Genomic DNA, 23,077 nt, shown 5'->3' on the forward strand with positions numbered 1-23,077 from the left:
CGGGCCCGGGGAGGGCCGCGCCTCCCGCCGTGGTTAGCGTGGCCCCTGCATGTACTGGACCGACTCCGGAGGACCCCGTGCCCGTAGCCCTCGGCGAGGACGTGGTGGCGCTGCTGCGCCGCCCCATCACCTGCTACATCGCCACGACCATGCCCGACGGCTCGCCCCAGCTCACTCAGACATGGGTCGACACAGATGGCGAACACGTCCTGATCAACAGTGTCGAGACGCATCAGAAGACCCGGAACATCGCGCGCGATCCGCGGGTCGCCATCGCTGTCGCGGACCCCGCCGAGCCGGCCTCCTACATCCAGATCCGCGGCCGTGTGGTGCGTGTGACGACCGAGGGGGCATCCGAACACATCGAGTCGCTGGCGCAGAAGTACCTCGGCGAGCCCTACCCCTGGTTCGGCGGCCGCGACCAGGTCCGGGTGATCTATGTGATCCGGCCCGAGCGGATCAGCAACCCTCGCGGCTGACCGTGCCGTCATCGGCGACGCCCACGCGCCATGCGCGGTCGCCCGGGTGATGTGTGGGCCGTCCGTCCGGTGGGACGGTCCCACGTCTCTCGCCGACCGGTCCCCCTTCGGCCGGCGGACGGCCCGGGAGCGACCTTCTCCGGTCCGCGTACGGGCCGTACCCGGTAGAGTCCCGCACCCGATCACAGCAGCAGGAGCGAGCGTGACCAGCCGATTGTTCTTCATCTCCCCCGCCATGAGCGCATCGCTGCGGCAGGCCCGCTTCGACGACGGCTGCTCGATCGACGACGGCGGGGCGGAACAGGCGCGCTCGGCGGCGGGCTCGCTGCCCTCGGCGGTCCGTGCGCTCGTCTCGCCCCGCGTGCGCTGCCGGGAGACGGCCGCCGCGCTGGGCCTGGACGGCGTGGAGATACCGGAGTTGGCCGGTCTCGATGCGGGTCGCTGGCGAGGCCGCACCCTCGACGAACTGGGGGCCGACGAACCGGAGGCGGTGGGCAGCTGGCTCACCGACCCCGCCTCCGCGCCCCACGGGGGTGAGTCGGTGCAGGACTTGTGCGGCCGGATCGGCCGTTGGCTGACCAACGCCCCGGAGACGGACGGCCGTACGCTCGCCGTGGTCGAGCCGGAGGTCGTACGCGCGGCCGTCGTCCGGGCATTGGACCTGCCGCCGACGGCCTTCTGGCGCCTCGACGTCCCCCCGCTGACGGTGACCGAACTCAGTGGCCGGGCCGGCCGCTGGAACCTGCGGCTCGGCCGTCCACTGGCGAGGCCGGACGCCGACTAGGCGATTGACGCGGGTGTCACCGGGAGCGCCTCGACAACGAGGCGCCTCCCGAAGGGCAACACCCCCTGCATTTGGGTGAGGCCGCGATCGGCCGCTCGTCCGGGACGAGGGACGACCGCCTCGTGGCCGCCGAAGGTGAGGCGATGTGCGCCGGTGCCCGGGCAACACGAAAAGGCCCCGGGGAGGTTCCACGGGGCCCTGTCGTGTTTTCCGGCGGTGTCAGTGAGCGGCCGGAACCGCCCGCCCCGACGTGGCCGCCGCGGGCTTCGGGTTCAGCAACCGCTGTGCCAACTCGCCGAAGACCAGACCGAATCCGCCCCAGAGGACGATCTGCATGGCCAGTGCGGAGAGCCGGAACCGCCACAGCAGCGTGGCCGGGAAGTCCTTGGGCACCTCGTTGATGACCGGCAGGAAGGCGTACGCCAGGCCGATCGCGACGGCGAACGCGGCCACCGCCACGACTGTGGCGTACCACGTGCCCAGCGAGGGTGAGAGCCGCTTGCCGAGGATGGTGGCGCCGACCGCGAGGAGCACGCTGAGCACCATCATCAGGAAGTACAGGGTGGTCCGCTTGCCGATGGTGTCGGGGTCGCCGACCGACGGCGGGTTCGCCGGGTACTTCAGGAACGGAACGACGTACACGGCGAGCAGCGCACAACCGGACAGCAGCAGGGCGGTCGCCCGGGGGCTGAAACGGCCGACGCGGCCCAGCGCGAAGCAGAAGGCGAGCGCCGCGATGCCGCCGAAGGCCACCCCGTAGACCAGGACACCGGTGGCGAGACCGGCGGTGGACTGCAGGGAGCGGGAGACGACTTCCATCTCGTGCTCATGGGAGTGGGCGTCCTCGAAGCCGATCGCACTGTCCACGTTCGGCTCGCCGAGGAAATAGGCGACGACGAGGGCGAGCACACCGGCGGCCAGGCCGGCGAGCATGCCCCGCACGAGAAGGTTTCTTACGGTTGCGGAGTTCATGGGGGTGCGGCGTCCCTCGCGTCAGTGGCAGGGGAAGCCGAGCAGGTGGCGGGCGTCGTGCACCCACTCGTGGACGTCCGTGCCGCTGAACACGGAGGTGGCGCCCTGCTCGGCGCCGACGAAGTAGAGCAGGATCAGCATCAGAATGCCGAAGAACACCGCCCAGGGAGCTATCGCCTTCAGCGGCAGCGTGGCGGGAACGACGGGGTTGGTGGCTGTCGGCTGGGCGACGGACTGCGCCATGGCAGGGCCTCCTCTGGGAGTTCGCGTCCCATCTCGGTGGTGCACAGGACGACGGCCACGGGTCTGACTCACCGGGCCCCCAGGGGCGCCCGGCATACAGTGGCGCGACCGTGCCGGATTTCCACCGGCTTCCGTCGTACCGTCGTCGATATCGGACAGACCGTACCGCGTGACACGGGCATGGCCAAGAGCGCATCCACCTGGCGTGATCTTCCTCTCCACGCGCGGCGGACGATTTCGTGGCGCCCGGGACAGCGGTGACGGAACTTCCCCGACGGCCCACCGGCGCACGTGGGCCGACGGTCTCTCGCGGTCGGCAGGCTCCTGAGCCGTGGCCGGACGCCGCGTGGTCCCGGGCGCCACCCATCGGGGGATCGTGTGGCGCCCGGGCGCTGCACCTGCGGGCTCTAATCGCAGGTGGTGCGTTCCGGACACCTGTCACGGGGGAGTGTCCATCGGCCTCCGGAACGCTGTGAGCAGCTTAGCAAACGTTTGACCATCCACTGTTCCGAGCCTGCATGGACAGCGAAAACAGTGTCATGTACGAGCGATGCACTGCGCCCCGGCGCCCGATACGAGCACGGTAACTACCTTGCTGCACAGGCCATTTCGGCAAGGGGGAGCAACGTGGCCGCTTCCTGTGACAGTCCGAATCGGTGCGATGACAGAATTCACAATGTCTTGAGTACGGGCGGCCATTGGCACACTATCTGGTGACTGTGAACCTCTCATCTGAGCCAGCTCCTCTTCCCTCCCCCGCGGCGGACCCCGGATCGCCGCTGAGTCCCGGCACGCACACGGTGGCGGTGCGGTACGGGTCTTCCCTCATCGAGCAGCGCTACCACGTCGCCGGCACGGGGCCCGTGTGCGTCGCCCACTCCGGCGGGCCCGGCATCGGCTGGGACTATCTGCGCATGCCCCTGCTCGAGCGGCACCTGACCATGGTCTACATCGAGCCCGTCGGCACCGGTGCGTCCGGTCGGCTGCCCGACCCGCGTGCGTACAACCTGGCCACGTACACCCACTTCCTGCACGCGGTGATCGAGCACCTCGCACTCCCCGAGGTCGCCCTGCTCGGCCACTCGCACGGCGGGTTCGTCGCCCAGCGGTACGCGCTCGACCATCCGGCGCGGGTCGCCTCCTTGATTCTTTACGACACCTCTCCGGTGACGGGCGAAGAGTTCTGGTCGGTCGCGGTCGCCAACATGGAGCGGTTCGCCCGGCGCCACGCGGCCGGGCATCCCGAGGTGGCCACTTATGTCGCCGGGCTCACCGCGGGGCTGGACCTGCTGTCCGACGAAGGCGCGACCGCGGTGCTGCGCACCATCGCTCCCACGTACTTCTTCGACTACTGGGGACGCGAGAAGGAGTTCGCCCCGGCCCGTGGGACGCTGCGCATGTACGCCGCGCCCTCGGCGGGCGAGGGCCCGCCCTTCGACGTCCGCGAGGAGTTGCCCGATATCGCGGCGCGCACCCTGATCCTGGTAGGAGAGGCGGACTTCATCTGCGGCCGGCGCTGGGCACGGATGATCCACGAGGCGGTCCCCGGAGCGGAGCTCGTTGTCCTGGACGAGACCGGGCACCTGGGGCACGTCGAGCAGCCCAATGAGTTCGCGGCGGCGGTGGTCGCGTTCCTGCGGTCTCCCTCCTGAACAGGCACCCGCAGCGACCCGCCGTGGCCGGGTTCGTGGTCGTCGACGTGTCACACATGTGCGGGCCGGCCGGTCTCCCATGTGGGGACACGTCGTGGGCGGGCCCTGGGGTGGCCTGCCCACGACGGCCGCGGCCACGGCTGTGGTCCGCGCAGGTCCCATCAGCGCCTCGCGGCGCACCGACACAGGAAAGGGATGATGTGCATGTCGTACCCCGAGCAGGTGTGGTACACGGGAGATGACGGCGAGATCAACGCGAATTTCCGACCGGTGAGCACGCCGCCGAATGTCGGAACCGCCGGCAAGGACGCCATTCACTACCTGGCGACCACGACCACCACGCGAGGTGAGTTCGGACTGTATCGGGTCGAGATGAGTGCGAGGTCGGGTGGCCCCAAGACCCACTTCCACCGGACGATCTCGGAGTCCTTTTTCATCCTCGACGGCACCGTGCGGCTGTTCAACGGCGCCGAGTGGGTCGACGCGCAGCAGGGCGACTTCCTGCATGTACCGCAGGGCGGGCTGCATGCCTTCCGCAACGACTCCGACGCCCCTGCGGACATGCTTCTTCTCTTCACGCCGGGGGCGCCGCGTGAGAAGTACTTCGAAGGGCTTGCGGAGATGGCCCATGCCACCGACGAGGAGCGCGCCAGGTTCTTCGCCGAGCACGACTCGTACTTCGTCGAGTGACCGGCGGGTCGACACGCCGATGTCCCCCGGCTCCGTGGCAGGGCGCGGGTGTGCCCTGCCACGGAGCCGGGCCGTGTCGGTCGCGGGCCGCCTGCCCGGGCGGAACGGCGCAGATCAGTGCGCGGGCCGGGGCGCACGCAGATGGGCCCGCTGTGCCAGTTCCTCCTCGTCGACCACCGTCAGCATCGGCTGGCCCGGCGCACACAGCATGGTCACGACGAACCGGCATCGTGCGTCCGTTCGGGCATTGCCGTCCTGGTAGTGGATGACGTCGCCGCCCGGTTCCCAGAAGGTCTCACCGGCGCTGACCACACGTTCCGGCTCACCTTCCAGCTCGAAGCGCATCTCGCCTTCGAGCACGTATCCGAAGGCTGGCCCCGAGTGGCGGTGCGCAGGGGTGCCCGGGTCACCAGGAGGCCATTCGACCAGGATGGTCATGCCCGAGGCGTTCTCGGGGATGAAGGGCGGCTTCACGTCCTGCAGCGTCGTCACCGCCGTCTTCCACACTTCGGATCGCGGCCCGGCGCCCGCCGCACCCGTCGAGTCGTTGCTTGACACCGTGTTGCACCTCCGTGTTGTTTCCGTGCACCTATGCATGTCCGTTCACGGGCAGGCGGTGAGGTCGAGCTGCCAAGATCCCCCGCTCGGCGGTGACGCTGTCCGTACGTTCGAGACCGATCGGACCTGCCCCGTCGCGTCTCCGTCCGGCGGTCACGGCCTCCTGCGTCCCGGCCGGCGCGTGGGGCGATTGCGCTCGGTGTCACAACAGGGGCGTGCGGTCTGTCCTATCTAGTACGCGCGGCCGGATCCGCCCTCACCAAGACCCGAGCGCAGGCGTCGCAGCCGACGAGTGCCGGCTCAGTGGTCCGCGCGGGCACCGGGGCGCGCGGATGCCGGGGCGGCCTCCGCACCCGCCCGTCCTTCGCGCCGACCGCGGGGACGGCCGTTCCCGCCGTCCGCCCCTCCACACTTCGACAGGAAGACAGCAATGAGTGCTCCGCCTCGGCCCACAGATTCCTCCGCGACCAGTGAGCTCGACCAGCTGCCCGACCGTGATGCCGAGGAGACGGAGGAATGGCGGGCGTCACTCGACGCCGTCATGAGGCATGCGGGGCCCGAACGTGCCGTGTACCTGCTGCGGCGTGTGCACGAGTACGCCGCAGCATCCGGGGTGACGCTGCCCGGGCTTCTGTCCTCCGACTACATCAACACCATCCCCGCCTCGTCCCAGCCGCTCTTTCCCGGCGACATCGGGATGGAGTCCCGTATCACCGCGCTGAACCGGTGGAACGCGGCCGCCATGGTCACCCGCGGCTCCCGGCTGGGTCTGGGCGGCCACATCTCGACGTACGCGTCGGCGGCCTGGCTCTACGAGATCGGGTTCAACCACTTCTTCCGCGGCAAGGACCGGGACGGTTCAGGGGACCAGCTGTTCCTGCAGGGCCACGCCTCGCCCGGCATCTATGCGCGGGTGTTCCTGGAGGGACGGCTGCACGAGGACCGGTTGGACGGCTTCCGGCGCGAGGCCGACGGCCACGGTCTGCCGTCGTACCCGCATCCCCGCCGCCTGCCGTGGCTGTGGGAGTTCCCCACCGTGTCCATGGGGCTGGGCCCGCTCGCCGCCGTCTACCAGGCCAGGTTCAACCGCTACCTGCACAGCAGGGGCATCAAGGACACCTCCGGTTCGCACGTGTGGGCCTTCCTCGGTGACGGCGAGGCGGACGAGCCCGAGTCGACGGCCGCGCTCCAACTCGCGGCACGCGAGGGCCTCGACAACCTCACCTTCGTCGTCAACTGCAACCTCCAGCGGCTGGACGGTCCCGTCCGGTCGAACTCCAAGATCGTGCAGGAGCTCGAGGCCCGGTTCCGCGGTGCGGGCTGGCATGTGGTGAAGACTCTGTGGGGCGAGGCGTGGGACGGAGTACTGCGGCAGGACACCGACGGATCGCTCGTCCGCCGTCTCGGTGAGGTGCCCGACGCCCAGCTCCAGACCTACGCAGCACGGGACGCCGCCTACATTCGGAAGCACTTCTTCACCGGCGACGCCCTGTCCGGGATCGCCGCGAGGCTGAGCGACGCCCAGCTCACCGATCTGTTCGAGAACTCCCGCGGCGGTCACGAACCGCTCAAGGTCTACGCCGCCTACCGGGCCGCCGTCGAGCACAAGGGTGCGCCGACCGTCGTCCTCGCCCAGACGGTGAAGGGGCACACGCTGGGTTCGGACTTCGAGTCCCGCAACGCCAACCACCAGATGAAGAAGCTGACGATGGCCCAGTTCCGCCGGATGCGCGACACACTGGACCTGCCCATCCCGGACAGCGCGCTCGCCGGTGATCTCGTGCCGTTCTGGCACCCCGGTGAGAACTCGGAGGAGGTGCAGTACCTCCGCGACCGCCGCTCCGCCCTGGGTGGTCCGGCCCCGATACGCAAGGTGGTGGCCAAGCCGCTGCAGCAGCCGCCGTCCGGCCCCTTCGAGGCCCTGCACAAGGGCTTCGGCAAGCAGGAGGTGGCCACCACCATGGCGCTCGTCCGGCTGGTCAAGGACCTGATGCGCGTCGAGGGAACGGGGCGGCGCTGGGTGCCCATCGTCCCCGACGAAGCACGTACCTTCGGTATGGAGTCCCTGTTCCCGACGGCCGGGATCTACTCTCCCGGCGGCCAGACCTACGAGCCTGTCGACGTCGATCAGCTGCTGCACTACAGGGAGGCCGAGGACGGCCAGCTCATCGACGAAGGCATCACCGAAGCCGGGTCACTGGCCGAGTTCACGGCCGCGGCGACGTCGTACGCCACACACGGCGAACCCATGATCCCGTTCTACATCTTCTACGCCATGTTCGGGTTCCAGCGGACGGGTGATCAGTTCTGGGCCCTGGCCGACCAGATGGGCCGCGGGTTCGCGATCGGGGCCACGGCCGGCCGCACCACGATGACCGGCGAGGGACTCCAGCACGCCGACGGACACTCGCACCTGCTGGCGTCCACGAACCCCGCCGCCGTGAGCTACGACCCGGCCTTCGCCTACGAGATCGCGGTGATCGTCAAGGAGGGGCTGCGCCGGATGTACGGCGACCGGCCCGAGGACATCTTCTACTACCTGACGGTCTACAACGAGCCCAAGCGGCAGCCGGCCATGCCCACCGGGCCCTCGATCGAGGAGGGCATCCTGCGGGGCATCTACCGGTTCAAGGAGGCCGAGCGCCAGGACCCGGGGCCTCAGATCCAGTTGCTCGCCTCGGGCACGGCCATCCACTGGGCGCTTCAGGCCCAGGAGTTGCTCGGGTCCCAGTGGGGAGTCCGGGCGGACGTCTGGTCCGTGACCTCGTGGACCGAACTGCGCCGGGACGCGCTGGAGGCCGACCGGGCACGGCTGCGCGGTGAGGAGCGCACCCCGTATGTGACGGCGGCGCTGTCCGGCACGCCAGGGCCCGTACTGGCGGTCAGCGACTGGATGCGGCAGGTACCCGATCAGATCAGCCAGTGGGTGGAGCAGGACTACTCGTCACTGGGAACGGACGGTTTCGGACTGTCCGACACCCGCGATGCCGTGCGCCGCTATTTCCGCGTGGACGCCGAGTCGATCGTCGTCGCGGCGCTGGACCGGTTGGCCCGGGCCGGCGCCGTCGACCCGCGGACGGTGGTCGAGGCACGCGAGCGCTACGGCTGGCGGGGGTGAACACCGTGCCGTCGGCGCCGAGTGCCGCAAGCGGCCCTGCGGACCGTCACCGAGGGCACGGTGACCCGCTGGCTGAAGCAGGTCGGTGACACCTGGTGCGTCTGGCGCTGTCGTACGACCACCGGCTCATCGACGGCGCGGACGCCGCACGTTGTCTGAGGGCGGTGAAAGACCTGCCGGAGGCGGCGGAGTTCGCCGGCGATCTGCTCACCGACCGGCCCTGACGACACCGATGGACCCGCGGGCCGCACCGCATTCGGCGCGGCCCGCAGTCCTGTCCGCACCGACGACCGACGGCGGCACCCGGACGTCGCCGGTGCCGTCGACGCCCGTCGCCCGGCCTCGCCGGGGAGGGCAGTCCATCGTTGAAGCGGACCACACTGTCCTGCGGAGACAGTGGGATGTCCGCCGCCTCCTCCTGCCGGTACGGCCCTGGCGGGGGCACCCGTGGGGACGCCGCGCGTGCCGCTGTGACGGCTTGTAACATGGTGCTGCACAGCTGGAGGAGACGTATGCGCGCCGGTGATGATGCAGGCACCCTCGAACAGGCGACGAAGGATTTCATGGCAGCGCGTCCCCGGCTCTTCGGTATCGCGTACCGCGTGCTCGGTAGTGTGGTGGAAGCCGAGGACATCGTCCAGGAGGCTTGGGTGCGGTGGCAGAACGCGGACCGCTCCGACGTCCACGAGCCGGCGGCCTTCCTGTCCACGATCACCACGCGTCTGGCGCTCAACTCCGCCCAGTCCGCAAGGACGCGGCGCGAGTCGTACGTCGGGCCGTGGCTTCCGGAGCCGGTCGACACCAGCATGGATCCGCAGTTGGGCGCCGAACGGGCCGAGGCACTCGACCTCGCGGTTCTCCACCTGCTGGAGAAGCTGAACCCCGTGGAGCGCGCCGCCTATGTGCTCAGGGAAGCCTTCAACTACCCGTACAAGCAGATCGCGGACATGCTGGAGACGAGCGAGGCCAATACGCGCCAGTTGGTGAGCCGCGCCCGAAAGCATCTGTCGGCGGAACGCAAGGAGCCCGTCAGCTCCGCCGCTCACCGCCGGCTTCTGGAGGTGTTCCTCAGCGCCGCGCAGACCGGTGATCTGTCGGCCCTCGAGCAGCTGCTCACCGCGGATGTGATCAGCTACTCCGACGGCGGAGGGATGCGCGGGGCGAGCAGGATTCCGGTCGTCGGGCGTCCGCACGTGTCCAAGTACCTCGTCGCCTTCGCCCCGCGTTTCTGGCCTCAGCGGGAGATTCGCTGGGTCGAGGCCAACGGCCGGCCGGCCGCCCTGGTCATGGACGACGGCGAGCCGGTGGCCCTGCTGTCCCTCGACGCCTCGGAACGAGGCATCGAACGCCTCATGTGGGTGCTGAGTCCGTCGAAGCTCGCTCCCTATGTCGCCTCGCTGAAGGGCTGAGGCGCCCCTTCCCACCGCCGTCACCCTTGCGCGGCACACCGTCACTGTCTGCTCCGACCCGCACGCGGCGTCACGGGCGGCCCGAGCGGCACTCCGGTACCGGCTCACGGGGTGGGCGGGGAGCACCTGCGGTGCTCGGCGGCGACACGTTCGATGTCCTCGGGGCGAATGCGGATGATCCGGGGTTCGTCGCACAGGGCTCCCTGTTCCGCAGCCGTGCGCAGGGCACGTCCAGCCCTTCACCGTGTGACAGCTTCCCTGTCACATCCGGAAGATCCTCGCTGTCTTAGCGGTGACGGGACGAGCACAACACATTCCGTCACACCTCACCACCCCAGGTGATCACGAGCCGCACAGCGGTGTGGCCGCCCGAGAGGAAGATCGATGAACGCACGCCTCGTGTCAGTGAGTGAAGGCCGGCCGCTCGCCGGCTCCATCGAGATCGGTTCTCATACGCTGACCGCGGGCGCGCACGACCCGGCCGGCGAGGACACGGATCCCACGCCCGTGGAACTGCTCCTCGCCGCGCTGGGATCGTGCACCTCCGCGGCCGTCCGGGCGGCCGCCGACCGGCACGGCTGGCTGCTCGACCGTGTTGATGTGACGGCGCAGTTCGATCCGCAGGGGCAGATCGTCAGGCACATCCGTCTGACCGGCGAACTGGACGCCCTCCAGATCCAGCAGCTGCTGGCCGTGGCGGCTCGCTGTCCTGTGCAACGTCTGCTCACCCGTGAGGCCCGGGTCGTCACCGTGCCCACGGTCGCGGCGAGGCCGGGGACCGTCGGCAGCCGGCCACAGCCGCAATGAGCCTGCCTGCGCCGCCCGTTGGGCCGTCCGGCTCGAGGTATCACCGGGCAGTACATGATGTTGTGACACCCCTGGGTCCTCCCCTGAAAGCGTCTCCAGCCGTGGGGACCCGGCACGGACGGAAGCGAAGTGGACACGCGCAGTTTCCCGTCCCGCCCGAGAATCACGGCAGCACGTCACGGGCCTGTCGACGACACAAGGTGTCACAGATGCCGGGACAGCTTTGTCCTAGTCAGTGACAACCACAACGATCGGAGCGGACCGTGGCAATCACCGAACGACGTCTTTCCACCATGGTGCTGGTGATCGGCACCGGGGGTGCCGGGTTGCGCGCGGCGATCGAGCTGGCCGAGGCCGGTGTCGACGTCCTCGCGGTCGGCAAGCGCCCCAGGGACGACGCCCACACGGCCCTGGCGGCCGGGGGGATCAACGCGGCGCTGGCCACCATGGACCCCGAGGACAGCTGGCAGCAGCACGCGGCCGACACCCTGAAGGAGAGCTACCTGCTGGCCGACCCCCGCACCGTGCAGATCGTCACCCAGGGCGCCGCGCGGGGCATCGACGACCTGGAACGCTACGGCATGAACTTCGCCAGGGAGTCCGACGGCCGGATCTCCCAGCGCTTCTTCGGCGCGCACAAGTACCGGCGTACCGCCTTCGCCGGCGACTACACGGGCCTGGAGATCCAGCGCACCCTCATCGGGCGCGCGCAGCAGCTGGACGTCCCCGTACTCGACGGTGTCTACATCACCCGGCTTCTGGTGCACGACGGAGCCGTGTTCGGTGCGTACGGCTTCGATCTCACTCACGGTACCCGCTACCTGATCCACGCCGACGCGGTCGTTCTCGCCGCGGGCGGCCACACCCGGATCTGGCGACGCACCTCCTCGCGCCGCGACGAGAACACCGGCGACTCCTTCCGTCTGGCCGTGGAGGCCGGCGCCCGCCTGCGAGACCCCGAACTCGTCCAGTTCCACCCGTCCGGGATCATCGAGCCGGAGAACGCGGCCGGCACCCTGGTGAGCGAGGCCGCCCGCGGCGAGGGCGGCATTCTGCGCAACGCCCTCGGGGAACGCTTCATGACGCGCTACGACCCCGCCCGCATGGAACTGTCCACCCGCGACCGCGTGGCCCTGGCCTCCTACACCGAGATCAAGGAGGGCCGCGGCACCGACAAGGGCGGCGTATGGCTCGACGTCTCCCACCTGCCCCGGCAGACGATCATGAGCCGGCTCCCCCGGGTCTACCAGACCCTGCTGGACCTGCAGATGCTGGACATCACCCGCGATCCGATCGAGATCGCCCCCACCGCGCACTACTCCATGGGCGGCGTCTGGGTGCGCCCCGAGGACCACAGCACCGACGTGCGCGGCCTCTACGCCATCGGCGAGGCCTCGAGCGGCCTGCACGGCGCCAACCGGCTCGGCGGCAACAGCCTCATCGAACTGCTGGTCTTCGGCCGCCTCACCGGCCAGGCGGCCGCCGCCTACTCGCAGTCCCTGACCGCCCAGCCGCGGTCGGCCACGGCGGTGGCGGAGGCCCGCGCGGAGATCGACGACCTCCTCGCCGCCGACGGACGGGAGAACGTCCGCGCCCTGCAACGCGCGATACGCAACACCATGACCGAGCACGCCGGTGTCGTACGGGACGAACAGGGTCTGCGCACCGGGCTGGACGAGCTCGCCACGATCGAGAAGAGGATGGAGGACGTCGGTGTCCACCCGGACATCGCCGGGTACCAGGACCTCGCCCACGCCTTCGACCTCAAGTCCGCCGCCCTGGCGGCTCGGGCCACCCTGGAGGCGGCCCTCGAGCGTCGCGAGACCCGCGGCTGCCACAACCGCAGCGACTACCCCGACATGGATCCCGCTCTGCAGGTCAATCTCGTGTGGTCGCCCACGACCGGCGTCACCCGCGAAAGCATTCCCCCCGTCCCGGAAGAGATCACCACCCTCATGGAAGAGGTCTCGACGGACGGAAAGCTCGCGGAGTAGCCCGGTAGGCATTTCCGGTCCCTCGGGACACCTGTCGACCGGCGGTACAGCCGTTTTGATCACCGACACCCTTCCGGACCGCACGACGGCAGCAGGAAGCCCGGTGGCCCCTGCCCTCAGCAGGGGCCACCCCTTCACGCCCGCCTCAGGGCGCCTCCGTCGGGCGAACACCGCTCGGCCTTCCGTGCCCGGCGGGCCGTTCCCGTTCCTGCCTCGCATGTCGCGGCGTCGGCACGCACAGCCGGCGGCACTTCGTCCGAGCAGCATTCCTCGCTTCGGCCGCGCCTGCGCCGCGTGACGCCATGCGCGGCCCAGCCGACAGCCGCCCACGAAAGAACCCGCTCACCATGTTCCGTCGCAGGGAAGTCACTGTTCTCCCTACCGGCCGTCCTGAAGGCCCGACCGGCATCTACATCATCGACCCGGTCCGCAGCACGATCGGGTTCTCCGTCCGGCACGCCGCGATCGCCGACGTGCACGGGAAGTTCACTGCCTTCGAGGGGATCCTGAAGCTGGACGGGGCCCGTCCCATCCGGTCGGAGATCCACCTCAGTGTCCAGACCGGCAGCCTCGACACGGGTTCACCGGAGCAGGACACGCACGGCACCGGCCCGGACTGTCTCGACTCGGCGACGTTCCCGCTCATGACCTTCCGTTCCACCGCGATCCGCGACGCGGGCGACGAGCGGTACCGCGTGGCGGGACGCCTCCGGCTCAAGGGCCTGGAACTGCCCGTCCACATCGACGTCGAGCGCGGCCGGGCGAGCCGGGACGTCCACGGTCAGGACCGCGTCGGCTTCGTGGGCACGACAGTAGTGCACGGTTCCGACTGGGAGCTCGGAGCGGGCCCGGCCCCGGCGACCGACGGTTTTCGGATCGGCGACGAGGTGCGGCTGACCCTCGGCATCTCCGCCGTACAGGTGCGCCGGGCGGAATCCGCCTGAACCGCGAGCCGCCCCCGTGGCGTCCGTGTGCTGCCGTCGGGGGTGTGCCATGTCACAGAACGGGGTGCCGCTCAGTCAAGTGTGCAGAAGGAGGCACCGCTCCGGCCCAACGCATCTGGACGGCCCGCCACGTCACCGACGTGATGGCCCGAGGCGGAATGGAGATGAAGCACCATGTTGCTCCAGGCAGACAGGCATTTCGTGCAGGGCCCATCCGCTGTCACCGTCGGGGCCGCCGGGTCGGCACCGGAGGCCGGGTCGTCCGTCGGCTCCGGATGTGATCCCGCGGACAGTGCGCGTGTACTTCGTGGCCCCCGTCTCACGGGTCACGACGCGTGGTTGGTGGGGTTGCAGTGCCACGCCGACGGCCGGCCGCTGTGGCTGTACTACGTCGTCGGCGAGGCCGTCGACACACATCAGGCGGTGCAGCTGGCAGTCCGGCGTGGCCTCGGCGATCCCCAACGGGTGGCTCGTGGTGGAGTCCGGGCCGCGGCCGACCGCGTCGAGGTCCAGCGGATCGTGTGTGATGCGATCGGCCGCCGCAGCCTGACCCCCGCTGTGCCGCCCTCCCGGCCTTGACCGGCGCACGTGTGCGGTCGGCCGGCCCTCCGTTCGGTGCGCAGCCGTCTTACTTCCTGGTCGGGCGGGGCGGCACCCTGCCGCCCCGCCCTGTGCATCCGCCGGTCAGCCGACCGTCCGCGCCGCCTTCTCGATGATGTCGGCGACGGCGTCGGGGTGGGAGACGCTCACGGCGTGGGAGGCCCGTACTTCCGTGATGTGCGACCTGGCCCGTTCGGCCATGAAGATCTGCGTCCGCACGGGGATGTTGAGATCCTCGGTTGCCACCAACGCCCAGGACGGGATGGTCTTCCAGGCGGGCTCGGAGGCGCCCTCCCTCAGCGCGGACGCCGTCACCGGACGCTGGGTGACGGCCATGAGGTCGGCGGTGTTCTCCGGGACGTCCGCGGCGAACTGGTGGTGGAACTCGGCCTGGTCGATGTAGTAGTCGGTTTCCTCGGAGCCGTCGGGCAGGGCGATGGGAACCGGACGCAGAGCGCTGCCCAGGGTGCTGCCCGGGAACTTCTCCGAGAGGGACAGCGTGCTCTCCCCCTTGTCGGGAATGAACGCGGCCACGTAGACGAGCGCCTTGACGTTGCCGGCGCCGTGGGCGGCATCGGTGATGACCGATCCGCCGTAGGAATGCCCGGCGAGTACGACCGGGCCGTCGATGCTCGCCAGGAGGTGCTTGAGGTAGGCGGCGTCGCTGCTGAGTCCGCGCAGCGGGTTGGCCGCGGCCACCACCGGATAGCCCTCGCGCTGCAGCTTCTTGACGACACCGTTCCAACTGGTGGAGTCGGCGAACGCACCGTGGACGAGTACCACCGTCGGCTTGCGCTGCGGCGGCGCTGAGGGCTTGCCGGCGCTCGCCGGACCGATCGACGCGGCCAGGAGCGCCGCGGCGACCGTCGTGGTGGCCATGATCGACAGCGGAGCGCGGAAACGGCCGTAGAGCGAACGATGATTCATCAGGAGCCCTTTCAAGACAGGGGTGTCGGCCGTGTCCGCACAGACGGAGACGGCGAGTACGACAGGACGCTGTGGCACGTCTTGCGGAGACGTGCGGAGTCGGCGGGGCGCAACCACCCGCCGCCGAAGGGTGGGACGGCTTCGGCAGCGGGTGGTTCACGTGCCGGCACCGAGGCGTGTGGGGCCTCAGTCGTCGCCCAGGGCGGTGCGCAGGGCGCGGACGGCCTGCTCGACCGCGGCGGTCGCCGCCTTCGTGGACCTGAGGGGGTTGAGCATCATGAAGTCGTGCAGGGTGCCGTTGACACGGATGCTCGTGGTGGGAACGCCGGCGCGGGTGAGCTTGCGGGCATACGCCTCACCCTCGTCCCGCAGTACGTCGTTGTCGTCGACGATGACAAGGGCGGGCGGCAGCCCCGCCAGGTCCTCCAAGGTGGCCCGCAGCGGCGAGGCGGTGATCTCCGCCCGTTGGCCGGGGTCGGTGGTGTAGCAGTCCCAGAACCACGCCATGGCCTTGGCCGTGAGGTAGGGGCCGTCCGCGAACTCCCGGTAGCTCTCGGTGTCCTGGGCCGCGTCGGTGACGGGGTAGTACAACGACTGGTGAACGAAGGTCACATCACCGCGCTGCTTGGCCATGTGGGTCAGTGCCGCGGTCATGTTGCCCCCGACGGAGTCGCCGGCGACGGCCAGGCGGGAGGCGTCCAGGCCTTCCTCGCCGCCGTTCGTGGTGATCCATCGCGCAGTGGCGTATGCCTGCTCGATGGCGACGGGGTACTTGGCCTCCGGTGAACGGTCGTACTCGACGAACACGACGGCGGCGTTCACCCCGACGGCCAGCTCCCGCACCAGACGGTCATGCGTGCCGGCGTTGCCGATCACCCAGCCCCCGCCGTGCATGTAGAGGACGACCGGCAGCATGCCCTTGCTGCCCACGGGCTTGACGATGCGTACCGGCACATCTCCCGCCTCGGCGGACACCGTGATCCACTTCTCCTCCGCCTCCGGCTCCTCCACCGGTGCGGCCTGCAGGTCGTCCAGGACCTTGCGAGCACCCTCCGGACCGAGCTCGTACAGGTAGGGCGGGTTGGCCGTCGCGTCCGCGAGTTCCTGCGCCGCAGGCTCGAGCACGGGCTTGGACATCACTCAACTCCTCGATTCGGTATGCGTTTTGTGTACTTTCACCCTTATGACCGTGTATAGCGGGAAGATGTGACAACCATGGGAAGCGGCGCAGGAGACACCACGTCCCCATCACACGTCGGCCGTGCCGAGAGCACGGCGGGGCCACCGCTGTGCACACGGAGCCGCGTCAATGCCCGCCGGTGATCTCCTTGTACTCCGCCTCGGTGGGCTTGGCGATCTGCGCGTCTCCGCCGTAGAAGTCCCGGCTGAGCCTGGCACGCAGGCGTCGGGCGATGTCGCGTGCGGTCCTCGGACCGCCCGCGCCGTCCGAAGGGCCGGGCCCGATCGGCCAGTACTGCTCGTGCTGTGTGAGGACGTGGAGCCGTTCCGGGCTGAGCGGTGCGTGCACCTCGATGAACTCACCGTCCGGCAAACGCTTGATGATGCCCGTCTCACGGCCGTGCAGAACCTGGTCGCGGTCCTCGCGCTGGAGGCCGAGCGCCACGCGTTTCGTGATCGTGAAGGCCATGCCGGGCACGACGAAGAGGCCGATGCGGACCGCCCACGTCACCGATTCGACCGAGACCTCGAAGTGTGTGGCGATGATGTCGTTCGCCGCACCGATCAGGGCCACCAGGTAGAAACTGATCCAGGCGGCACCGAGCGCTGTTCGCACCGGACGGTTGCGGGGCCGGTCGAGGATGTGGTGGTCGCGGTCGTCGTCGGTCACCCAGGCCTCGAGGAACGGGTACAGACCCAGGGCGAGGAAGAGACCGACGCCCACCAGCAGTGGCAGCAGGTTGTCCAGGGCCAGGGTGTGCCCCCAGAAGGCGACTTCCCAGCCGGGCGTGACCCGCAGCAGTCCGTCCGCCACACCCATGTACCAGTCGGGCTGGGAGCCCGCCGAGACCTGATCGGCCCGGTAGGGGCCGTACAGCCAGACGGGGTTGATCTGCGCGACCGCGGCCATCACGAGGATGCAGCCCGTGACCAGGAAGAAGTAGCCCGCGGACTTCACGGCGTACACCTTGAGCGGCAGGCCGACGACATTCCTCTCGGTGCGCCCCGGACCCGGATACTGCGTGTGTCTGTGGCGGAGGGCCAGGATCAGATGGGCGGCGAGCAGGCCGACCATGAGGGCCGGGATGAGCAGTACGTGGATCGTGTTGAAACGCGCCACCAGGTCGTTCCCCGGAAACTCGCCCCCGAAGAGGAACGTCGAGAGGTAGGTCCCGACGATCGGGACGGACAGGATCGTTCCGTTCACGACGGCGAGTCCGGTCCCGGAGAGAAGATCGTCCGGAAGGTCGTACCCCGTCAGTCCGCCGAACATCGCGAGGACCAGCAGCAGGAATCCGAGCACCCAGTTGAGTTCACGGGGCTTGCGGAAGGCACCGGTGAAGAACGCGCGCATCATATGGGTGAGCAGCGCGGCGACGAATACCAGCGCCGCCCAGTGATGAGCCTGCCGTATCAGCAGTCCGCCGCGGACGTCGAAGGATATGTGCACGGTCGAATCGAATGCCTCCGACACCATCTGACCCTGCAGTGGCACATAACTTCCGTGGTACTCCACCTCATTCATCGAGGGATGGAAGTAGAGGGTCAGATACACGCCCGTGACAACGATGACGACGAAGCTGTAGAGGCAGATCTCCCCCAGCAGGAACGACCAGTGGTCGGGGAAGGCTCTGCGCGCCCTCGCCCTGACCGCGCTGTACACCCCGAGGCGGCTGTCCGCCCATTCGGCAACCCTTTCGCCCCTGTCGCCCCGGCGCACTTCGCCTTCACCTTCCCGACTCGTGTCACCCATGGTCCGGCCACCATTCACAGATCGTCCAGAAAGATTGCGTTCGATCCCGTCGATTTTCAGCGCGGCAATTCCTCGGCACGGATCTCCTTCATGAATCGGCCGTCATCGTTTTCGAACTCGAGGGCGACTTCCAGAACGCTCGTGCTCCCGGTGATGTCTGCCGGGCCGGTCTCGGCCACGATTCCTCCTCGGATCTGCGGGTGCCGGCGCCGTCTCGTCCCGCCGGCACGGTGGCGTCGTGTGGTCCTTCATGCCGCTGGGGTGACCGCGTCGCTGCCCGGGCGGGCGGCACGCCGGCTCATCGCACGGCGTTCGCTCTCCGTGGTCCCGCCCCAGACGCCGTCCGCCTGCCCCGACCTCAGGGCCAGTTCGAGGCACTGCTCCACAACAGGGCAGCGACCGCACACGGCCTTGGCCTCGTCGATCCGGGCAAGCGTCAGACCACCGTTCCCCACCGGGAAGAACAGATCGGGGTCCTCACGTCGGCAGGCCGCCCGTTCGCGCCAATACGTGGCGTAGTCACCTCGTTCAGCGGCCACGGGAACGGGAACCTTCCGGGAGCGTCGTCGGGCGGCAGGTTCCGATCTTGATCATGGGTTGACTCATCTCTGCGAAACGATGCCTGGGGCCGCCATAGGAGACCGGGCGACCGTCACATGTGTGACACGCCGTGGAGTTGCAGCGAGCACGCCATGAAGACCGGTGCGGTCCGCGCTCGGCACAGCCGGGCCCGCGGCCGCACAAAAGGGCCCGTGCCCGCATGCCATGTGATCGCGCTGCAAAGACCCATGTCACAAGTGCCGCGCGTACCCGGTCTAACAGTTCGAGCCGAACGAATTCGGGAGGTGGTGTCGTGCGGGGGACCAGGCCGTCTGCGGCCCCGTCCAGGACACCTGGGCGTGCACAGGCGGCGCATCACCGCAACGCCCGTGCCATCGATGCCTTGCCGACCGTCGACGGGGTGGACACGTCCGACTGCGTCGAGTGAAGCCTGCAAGGGGGATGCCGTATGGACCACGATGACGTCGCGCCGATCGCGGAGCTGCTCGAGGAGCGTCGGCATCTGCTGGATGTCGCCTACTGGATGCTGGGGAGCCCCAGCGAGGCGGAGAGCGTGGTCGACGAGACCTACCGTCGCTGGTACCTGCTGTCGGACGCGGCGCGCAAGGTGATCACCCCCCCGGGTACTGGCTCGCGAAGACCGCCGGGGGGATCTGTCTGGACCGGCTCGTCCTGCCCGAGTGGGCGGACGACCGGACCTTCTCCGGGTGTCCTCCTGACGGGCCCCGGGGCACCGAGCCTCCTCCGGCCACTCCGGAGGAGCTCGGTTCGGTCGTACTGGACGCACTGGACTCCCTGCCGCCGACCGAGCGAGCGACCTTCGTGCTCAACGACGTCTTCGGGATGAGTCCCGACACGGTCGCCGACATCGTGGGGCGCACGGAGTCGGAGTGCGCCGAACTCGCCGACCGGGCGCGGCGCTACCTCCGGATACAGCGTGCACGGCCCACGACGCCGAAGGAGCACGACATCCTCGTCCGCGCCGTCCGCCAGGCCTGTATGAGCGGGGACGCCGAACTGCTCGCGGCACTGCTGTCCCCGGACGCCACGGCCTCCTTCGACGGCGGGGGCAAGGTCCGGGCCTCGAGCCGGCCGGTCAGGGGCGGCCGGCAGGTCGCCGACAGCCTTCTTACCCTCCTGGCGCGCCGCTCGCGCACGACCTTGTCGACCCACTCCGTCAACGGCCGCACCGGCCTCGTCGCCCGCTACGACCACCAGGTCGCCGCCGTCATCACCTTCGACATCGCCGACCACCTGGTCGTACAGGTCTGGATCGTCCTCAACCCCGACAAGCTGCACTCCTGGAACCGTACGTAAAGGTGTCGTCACGGAGGGAACCGGCTCTCGTCCGGAGTACCCACTCACCGGACGAGAAAATGCCAATGTTCTAATGACACTGTTGGGAACGTTTCCACGGCTCTGGCTGCGGATCTGCGCCCATTGATACCCGTATGAGGACAGCCTTGCTCAGAGACATGCTCGATCGAACGGTCAAGCTGTGATCTGCGTAAACACGGTGTGCACGCACAACGGCTGCCTCCACCGACAGCAGCCGGAGAGGCCTTCCGCCCCGGCACTACAGCCCACCGGGACGGTTCCCGGCCACCGGAACACACTGTTATGGGAGCAGCCGTGACTCGCAGTGCCCACTGCCCACGCGCCGCGGTGACGCGCCGGGCAACACCCTTCGCCCGCCGGCACATCGGCCCTGGGACGAACGTCCGAGGCATCCATGCCGCTGCCGCCCGCCTGAACGCGGTCCCAGCGTGATCCCGAATTCCGGCAGTTGCGACAGTTGCGACAGAAAGAGCTGGGACAGCGGCGTCACCCCTCCGGAGCCGTCCCCCGGCTCCTGCACCCTCTCGGAGGCCGTCTCGGTCTTCGTGCAGCACCGGCCGCGCCTGTTCGGAATCGCCTACCGGGTGCTCGGCAGCGTGGTGGAGGCCGAGGACGTGGTGCAGGAAGTCTGGCTTCGCTGGCAGCGGACGGACCGGTCGGCGGTGGTGAGCCCGGTGGCCTTCCTTTCGAGCACCACGACCCGCTTGGCCATCAATGTCGCGCAGTCCGCACGTGTGCGCCGGGAGACCTACATCGGGCCGTGGCTGCCCGAGCCCATCGACACGAGTTCGGACCCGGAGGTGGGCGCGCAGCGTGCGGAGGCGCTGGAACTGGCCCTGCTACTGGTGCTGGAGAGGCTGACCCCGACCGAACGCGCCGCATACATACTCCGCGAGGCGTTCGACTACAGCTATCCCGAGATCGCCGCCATCCTTCAGCTCAGCCTGGTCAACGTGCGGAAGATAGTGAGCCGGGCCCGCAAGCATCTGACGGCCGAACAGCGGGAGAGCGTGGACACGGCCGAGCACCGGCGCCTCCTGGACGCCTTCGTCTCGGCGGCACAGTCGGGGGACGTCGCCGCCCTGGAAGCCCTTCTCGCCCCGGACGCCGTCAGTCTGTCCGAGGGGAACTGACTCCGGGGAGCCGCACGCAAACCGGTTCTCGGCCGGGCACGTGTGGCCGAGCCGGCAACGGCCACGCGGAAGTTCTGGCGTGGTGCCGAGCAGGTGGTGATCGAGGGCAACGGCCGCTCGGGTGTGCTGCTCCGCCGCGACGGTGTGCCGAGCACCATTCTCACGACGACCGCCTCGAAGGAGGGCGTCCACAAGGTCATGTGGGTGTGGAACCCCCGAAAGATCGCCGCGTTCCGCGATTCGCGTTCCCGCTTCACCACCGCTCCCGACCCCGTGGCGGACGGTGGGTGACCGCGGCGGGCGGAGCCGGTGCACCGCGCGGGACAGGCGGCTGATCACCGTCCGGCGCCCCTGGCGCACGGCTCCGGCGCTCCCCGGCCGCAGGCGATCGCGGACGTGACGGACCGTGCGGCAGGACATCCACGTCACTCGCACGTCGGCTGTCACAGCTCCCCCGGCTGTCCGGTCAATGCGGATGGCGACTCGTGCGGCCGCACGCACGAACCCTCGCGGTGAGGAAGGGAGTACGTATGAGCTCAAGAGCCAGGGATCGACGATGCGTCCATGTGTCGACGGCCTGCGCCTCCCCGGTGGCGCGGGCTTCAGGGCCGAACCGTCACCCGGCGCCGTCCGCGGGCCGGAAGACCGCATGATGCCGCACCGCCCCGACGGGCACTCCGATCCCGCCGCCGGTGTGTCCCTTGCGGCCGAGGCCGCGCTGCTCGAAGGGCGCCTGCGCATGCTGCGAGAGGCGATCGACACCGTCGACGCACGCATCGAGGCGATCTCCGATGCGCTGCGACAGCTGCGTTCCACGTCACCGGCCTCTTCCGAGGCCGCCTGAACAGTGGCAATCATGGGTGTGACAACGTTCGGATGAATACCGGACCACACCCAGCGTCCCGGGCCTGGTGAGTATTTTGTGAAACCGTGGGCCCTTCATCCCTCTCCGATCCGAGTGCCGCACTGCATATGATGTGGAGTGGACCCGTTCCCGCGTCCAGGCCGGGCGGCGCAGCAGGCGAGCCGAGGCGCGGCAGGAAGGGCTGAGGATGAGAGGAACACATGGTCTCCGTAACCCGCGCGGCACACGACATCGAGATCACCGCCGAGAGCCTTCAGGAGGATCTGGCCCGCCTGCAGATCCAGAAGCAGGCGCTGGAAAGGGAACTGGCCGCGGTCGTGGCGCATCTCGGCTCCGTGCAGCGGGCTCTCGGCGCCCTGCAGGCCGTGATGGTCAACCCGGCCGGCGCGAAGGCCTCCACCGGCACGGGCGGTGCTGCGATCGCCCGGTCGGCTTCGATCCCCGCCGTCCCGCAGAAGGGCGCGACCTCTCCCGAGTCGGGGGAAGCCGCCGGGACTTCAGCACCGAAGGTGCAGGGGACCGAGAGCGGCAAGGGCGAGGACCACACCGTTCCTGTCGGCGCCGACACGGACGCGCAGAAGAAGTACGGCATGCTCACCGAGCAGATCATGGAGTACTTCGCCACCGTCGGCGACTCCGACGTGCGCGCCCGTGACGTGGCCGCGGCGCTGAGGCGCGACACCGACAGCGGAAGCATCAACGCCGTCCGCAGCACCCTCGATCGCCTTGTCGGCACCTCCCGCATCCAGCGGACGGGCCGGGGACTCTACCGCGCCAAGCGTTCCTAGTAGTGCTTGGTCAGGTCCGTATCGGTGTGGATATGTCGCGGTGGCAGGTGGGGCAGGCGCCGGTCCAGAGGGCGAGGAGTGTCTGTAGCTCGCGGACGACCTGATAGAGGCTCAGGCCGACGCCGCGTCTTTTGGGGCCCGGGCCAGTCGTTGCAGGGTGCAGAAGGCATGAGCGACGGAGACAAGGGTGACGTGGTGGTGCCATCCGTTCCAGGTCCGGCCCTCGAAATGGGCCAGGCCCAAGGCCTGTTTCATCTCCCGGTAGTCGTGCTCGATGCGCCAG

21 protein-coding genes, 2 pseudogenes and 1 riboswitch are annotated in these 23,077 nt (G+C 69.3%); of the genes and pseudogenes, 14 read left to right on the top strand and 9 right to left on the bottom strand.

The features are described from left to right. Positions 1-77 precede the first annotated feature (77 nt). The gene (locus tag ADL25_RS17215; protein ID WP_059128623.1) at positions 78-479 is read left to right on the top strand and encodes a PPOX class F420-dependent oxidoreductase; all 402 of its coding nucleotides are present in this window, start codon (positions 78-80) and stop codon (positions 477-479) included. Positions 480-681: 202 nt separating this feature from the next. Further along, positions 682-1,263 (top strand): histidine phosphatase family protein, encoded by a 582-nt coding sequence (locus tag ADL25_RS17220; protein ID WP_059128624.1) that lies wholly within the window; start codon positions 682-684, stop codon positions 1,261-1,263. Between the two features lie 219 nt (positions 1,264-1,482). Here ADL25_RS17220 and ADL25_RS17225 read toward each other — a convergent pair whose 3' ends face one another. Both ADL25_RS17225 and ADL25_RS17230 read right to left on the bottom strand, forming a co-directional pair. After that, positions 1,483-2,235, bottom strand: a complete 753-nt coding sequence (locus ADL25_RS17225) for a CbtA family protein (protein WP_059128625.1) — start codon at positions 2,233-2,235, stop codon at positions 1,483-1,485. 21 nt (positions 2,236-2,256) lie between these two features. After that, on the bottom strand, positions 2,257-2,478 hold the full coding sequence (locus ADL25_RS17230; RefSeq protein ID WP_059128626.1) for a CbtB domain-containing protein: 222 nt from the start codon (positions 2,476-2,478) through the stop codon (positions 2,257-2,259). A 36-nt stretch (positions 2,479-2,514) separates the two neighbouring features. Next, a riboswitch (cobalamin riboswitch) is annotated at positions 2,515-2,657 on the bottom strand. A gap of 627 nt (positions 2,658-3,284) precedes the next feature. On the opposite strand from ADL25_RS17230, the gene ADL25_RS17235 reads away from it, so the two are divergent. Both ADL25_RS17235 and ADL25_RS17240 read left to right on the top strand, forming a co-directional pair. After that, entirely contained in the window at positions 3,285-4,130 is an 846-nt protein-coding gene (locus ADL25_RS17235) for an alpha/beta fold hydrolase (protein WP_234380949.1), read from the top strand. Between the two features lie 198 nt (positions 4,131-4,328). Next, a complete protein-coding gene (locus ADL25_RS17240; protein ID WP_059128652.1) occupies positions 4,329-4,820 on the top strand; it encodes a cupin domain-containing protein in 492 nt (163 codons plus the stop codon). Positions 4,821-4,934: 114 nt separating this feature from the next. Here ADL25_RS17240 and ADL25_RS17245 read toward each other — a convergent pair whose 3' ends face one another. Next, entirely contained in the window at positions 4,935-5,378 is a 444-nt protein-coding gene (locus ADL25_RS17245) for a cupin domain-containing protein (protein ID WP_234380950.1), read from the bottom strand. A gap of 430 nt (positions 5,379-5,808) precedes the next feature. Here ADL25_RS17245 and aceE point away from each other — a divergent pair, with 430 nt between their 5' ends. The 6 genes from aceE to ADL25_RS17270 all read left to right on the top strand — a co-directional run bounded on the left by aceE (position 5,809) and on the right by ADL25_RS17270 (position 13,650). Next, positions 5,809-8,496, top strand: coding sequence for a pyruvate dehydrogenase (acetyl-transferring), homodimeric type (aceE, locus tag ADL25_RS17250; protein WP_059128627.1), 2,688 nt, complete (start codon positions 5,809-5,811; stop codon positions 8,494-8,496). Between the two features lie 95 nt (positions 8,497-8,591). After that, the gene (locus ADL25_RS48140; protein ID WP_323874488.1) at positions 8,592-8,720 is read left to right on the top strand and encodes a 2-oxo acid dehydrogenase subunit E2; all 129 of its coding nucleotides are present in this window, start codon (positions 8,592-8,594) and stop codon (positions 8,718-8,720) included. Between the two features lie 288 nt (positions 8,721-9,008). Then, entirely contained in the window at positions 9,009-9,905 is an 897-nt protein-coding gene (locus ADL25_RS17255; RefSeq protein ID WP_059128628.1) for an RNA polymerase sigma-70 factor, read from the top strand. Positions 9,906-10,289: 384 nt separating this feature from the next. Further along, positions 10,290-10,712 carry an OsmC family protein gene (locus tag ADL25_RS17260; RefSeq protein WP_059128629.1) on the top strand — a complete coding sequence of 141 codons (423 nt, stop codon included), beginning with the start codon at positions 10,290-10,292 and terminating at the stop codon, positions 10,710-10,712. Positions 10,713-11,005: 293 nt separating this feature from the next. Beyond that, entirely contained in the window at positions 11,006-12,706 is a 1,701-nt protein-coding gene (locus ADL25_RS17265; RefSeq protein WP_059128630.1) for an L-aspartate oxidase, read from the top strand. A 347-nt stretch (positions 12,707-13,053) separates the two neighbouring features. Next, positions 13,054-13,650: a YceI family protein gene (locus tag ADL25_RS17270; protein WP_059128631.1), complete on the top strand. Its 597-nt coding sequence runs from the start codon at positions 13,054-13,056 to the stop codon at positions 13,648-13,650. A gap of 684 nt (positions 13,651-14,334) precedes the next feature. Here ADL25_RS17270 and ADL25_RS17280 read toward each other — a convergent pair. From ADL25_RS17280 to ADL25_RS17295, 5 genes are all read right to left on the bottom strand, one after another. Then, positions 14,335-15,177, bottom strand: coding sequence for an alpha/beta fold hydrolase (locus ADL25_RS17280; RefSeq protein WP_079050422.1), 843 nt, complete (start codon positions 15,175-15,177; stop codon positions 14,335-14,337). Between the two features lie 186 nt (positions 15,178-15,363). Next, a complete protein-coding gene (locus ADL25_RS17285; protein ID WP_059128633.1) occupies positions 15,364-16,314 on the bottom strand; it encodes an alpha/beta hydrolase in 951 nt (316 codons plus the stop codon). A 169-nt stretch (positions 16,315-16,483) separates the two neighbouring features. After that, positions 16,484-18,109, bottom strand: coding sequence for a cytochrome b (locus ADL25_RS17290; RefSeq protein WP_059128634.1), 1,626 nt, complete (start codon positions 18,107-18,109; stop codon positions 16,484-16,486). A gap of 56 nt (positions 18,110-18,165) precedes the next feature. Continuing rightward, positions 18,166-18,288, bottom strand: coding sequence for a hypothetical protein (locus tag ADL25_RS51545; RefSeq protein WP_267889257.1), 123 nt, complete (start codon positions 18,286-18,288; stop codon positions 18,166-18,168). Between the two features lie 69 nt (positions 18,289-18,357). Beyond that, positions 18,358-18,648 carry a WhiB family transcriptional regulator gene (locus ADL25_RS17295; RefSeq protein ID WP_059128635.1) on the bottom strand — a complete coding sequence of 97 codons (291 nt, stop codon included), beginning with the start codon at positions 18,646-18,648 and terminating at the stop codon, positions 18,358-18,360. Between the two features lie 844 nt (positions 18,649-19,492). Between ADL25_RS17295 and ADL25_RS51880 the strand changes: the two genes are divergently transcribed. The 4 genes and pseudogenes from ADL25_RS51880 to ADL25_RS17315 all read left to right on the top strand — a co-directional run bounded on the left by ADL25_RS51880 (position 19,493) and on the right by ADL25_RS17315 (position 22,794). After that, positions 19,493-19,987, top strand: coding sequence for a hypothetical protein (locus ADL25_RS51880; RefSeq protein WP_324614053.1), 495 nt, complete (start codon positions 19,493-19,495; stop codon positions 19,985-19,987). A gap of 566 nt (positions 19,988-20,553) precedes the next feature. After that, a pseudogene (locus tag ADL25_RS17305) lies at positions 20,554-21,432 on the top strand (sigma-70 family RNA polymerase sigma factor). A 265-nt stretch (positions 21,433-21,697) separates the two neighbouring features. Then, the gene (locus ADL25_RS17310) at positions 21,698-21,985 is read left to right on the top strand and encodes a hypothetical protein (protein ID WP_234380951.1); all 288 of its coding nucleotides are present in this window, start codon (positions 21,698-21,700) and stop codon (positions 21,983-21,985) included. Between the two features lie 221 nt (positions 21,986-22,206). After that, positions 22,207-22,794 carry a hypothetical protein gene (locus ADL25_RS17315; RefSeq protein WP_059128637.1) on the top strand — a complete coding sequence of 196 codons (588 nt, stop codon included), beginning with the start codon at positions 22,207-22,209 and terminating at the stop codon, positions 22,792-22,794. 111 nt (positions 22,795-22,905) lie between these two features. Here ADL25_RS17315 and ADL25_RS48145 read toward each other — a convergent pair. Continuing rightward, positions 22,906-23,077 (bottom strand): annotated as a pseudogene (locus tag ADL25_RS48145) (IS701 family transposase); the annotation flags it as partial.

The organism is Streptomyces sp. NRRL F-5122, from assembly GCF_001507435.1.
Classification (GTDB): Bacteria; Actinomycetota; Actinomycetes; order Streptomycetales; family Streptomycetaceae; genus Streptomyces; species Streptomyces lannensis.

Bases quoted from the DNA above. Each gene is read 5' to 3' on its own strand.
- ADL25_RS17225 (WP_059128625.1), bottom strand. From the start codon at position 2,235: ATGAACTCCGCAACCGTAAGAAACCTTCTCGTGCGGGGCATGCTCGCC.
- ADL25_RS17285 (WP_059128633.1), bottom strand. From the start codon at position 16,314: ATGTCCAAGCCCGTGCTCGAGCCTGCGGCGCAGGAACTCGCGGACGCG.
- ADL25_RS17280 (WP_079050422.1), bottom strand. From the start codon at position 15,177: ATGAATCATCGTTCGCTCTACGGCCGTTTCCGCGCTCCGCTGTCGATC.
- ADL25_RS17290 (WP_059128634.1), bottom strand. From the start codon at position 18,109: ATGGGTGACACGAGTCGGGAAGGTGAAGGCGAAGTGCGCCGGGGCGAC.
- ADL25_RS17240 (WP_059128652.1), top strand. From the start codon at position 4,329: ATGTGCATGTCGTACCCCGAGCAGGTGTGGTACACGGGAGATGACGGC.
- ADL25_RS17310 (WP_234380951.1), top strand. From the start codon at position 21,698: ATGCGTCCATGTGTCGACGGCCTGCGCCTCCCCGGTGGCGCGGGCTTC.
- ADL25_RS17260 (WP_059128629.1), top strand. From the start codon at position 10,290: ATGAACGCACGCCTCGTGTCAGTGAGTGAAGGCCGGCCGCTCGCCGGC.
- ADL25_RS17270 (WP_059128631.1), top strand. From the start codon at position 13,054: ATGTTCCGTCGCAGGGAAGTCACTGTTCTCCCTACCGGCCGTCCTGAA.
- ADL25_RS17230 (WP_059128626.1), bottom strand. From the start codon at position 2,478: ATGGCGCAGTCCGTCGCCCAGCCGACAGCCACCAACCCCGTCGTTCCC.
- ADL25_RS17255 (WP_059128628.1), top strand. From the start codon at position 9,009: ATGCGCGCCGGTGATGATGCAGGCACCCTCGAACAGGCGACGAAGGAT.
- aceE (WP_059128627.1), top strand. From the start codon at position 5,809: ATGAGTGCTCCGCCTCGGCCCACAGATTCCTCCGCGACCAGTGAGCTC.
- ADL25_RS17315 (WP_059128637.1), top strand. From the start codon at position 22,207: ATGGTCTCCGTAACCCGCGCGGCACACGACATCGAGATCACCGCCGAG.
- ADL25_RS17265 (WP_059128630.1), top strand. From the start codon at position 11,006: ATGGTGCTGGTGATCGGCACCGGGGGTGCCGGGTTGCGCGCGGCGATC.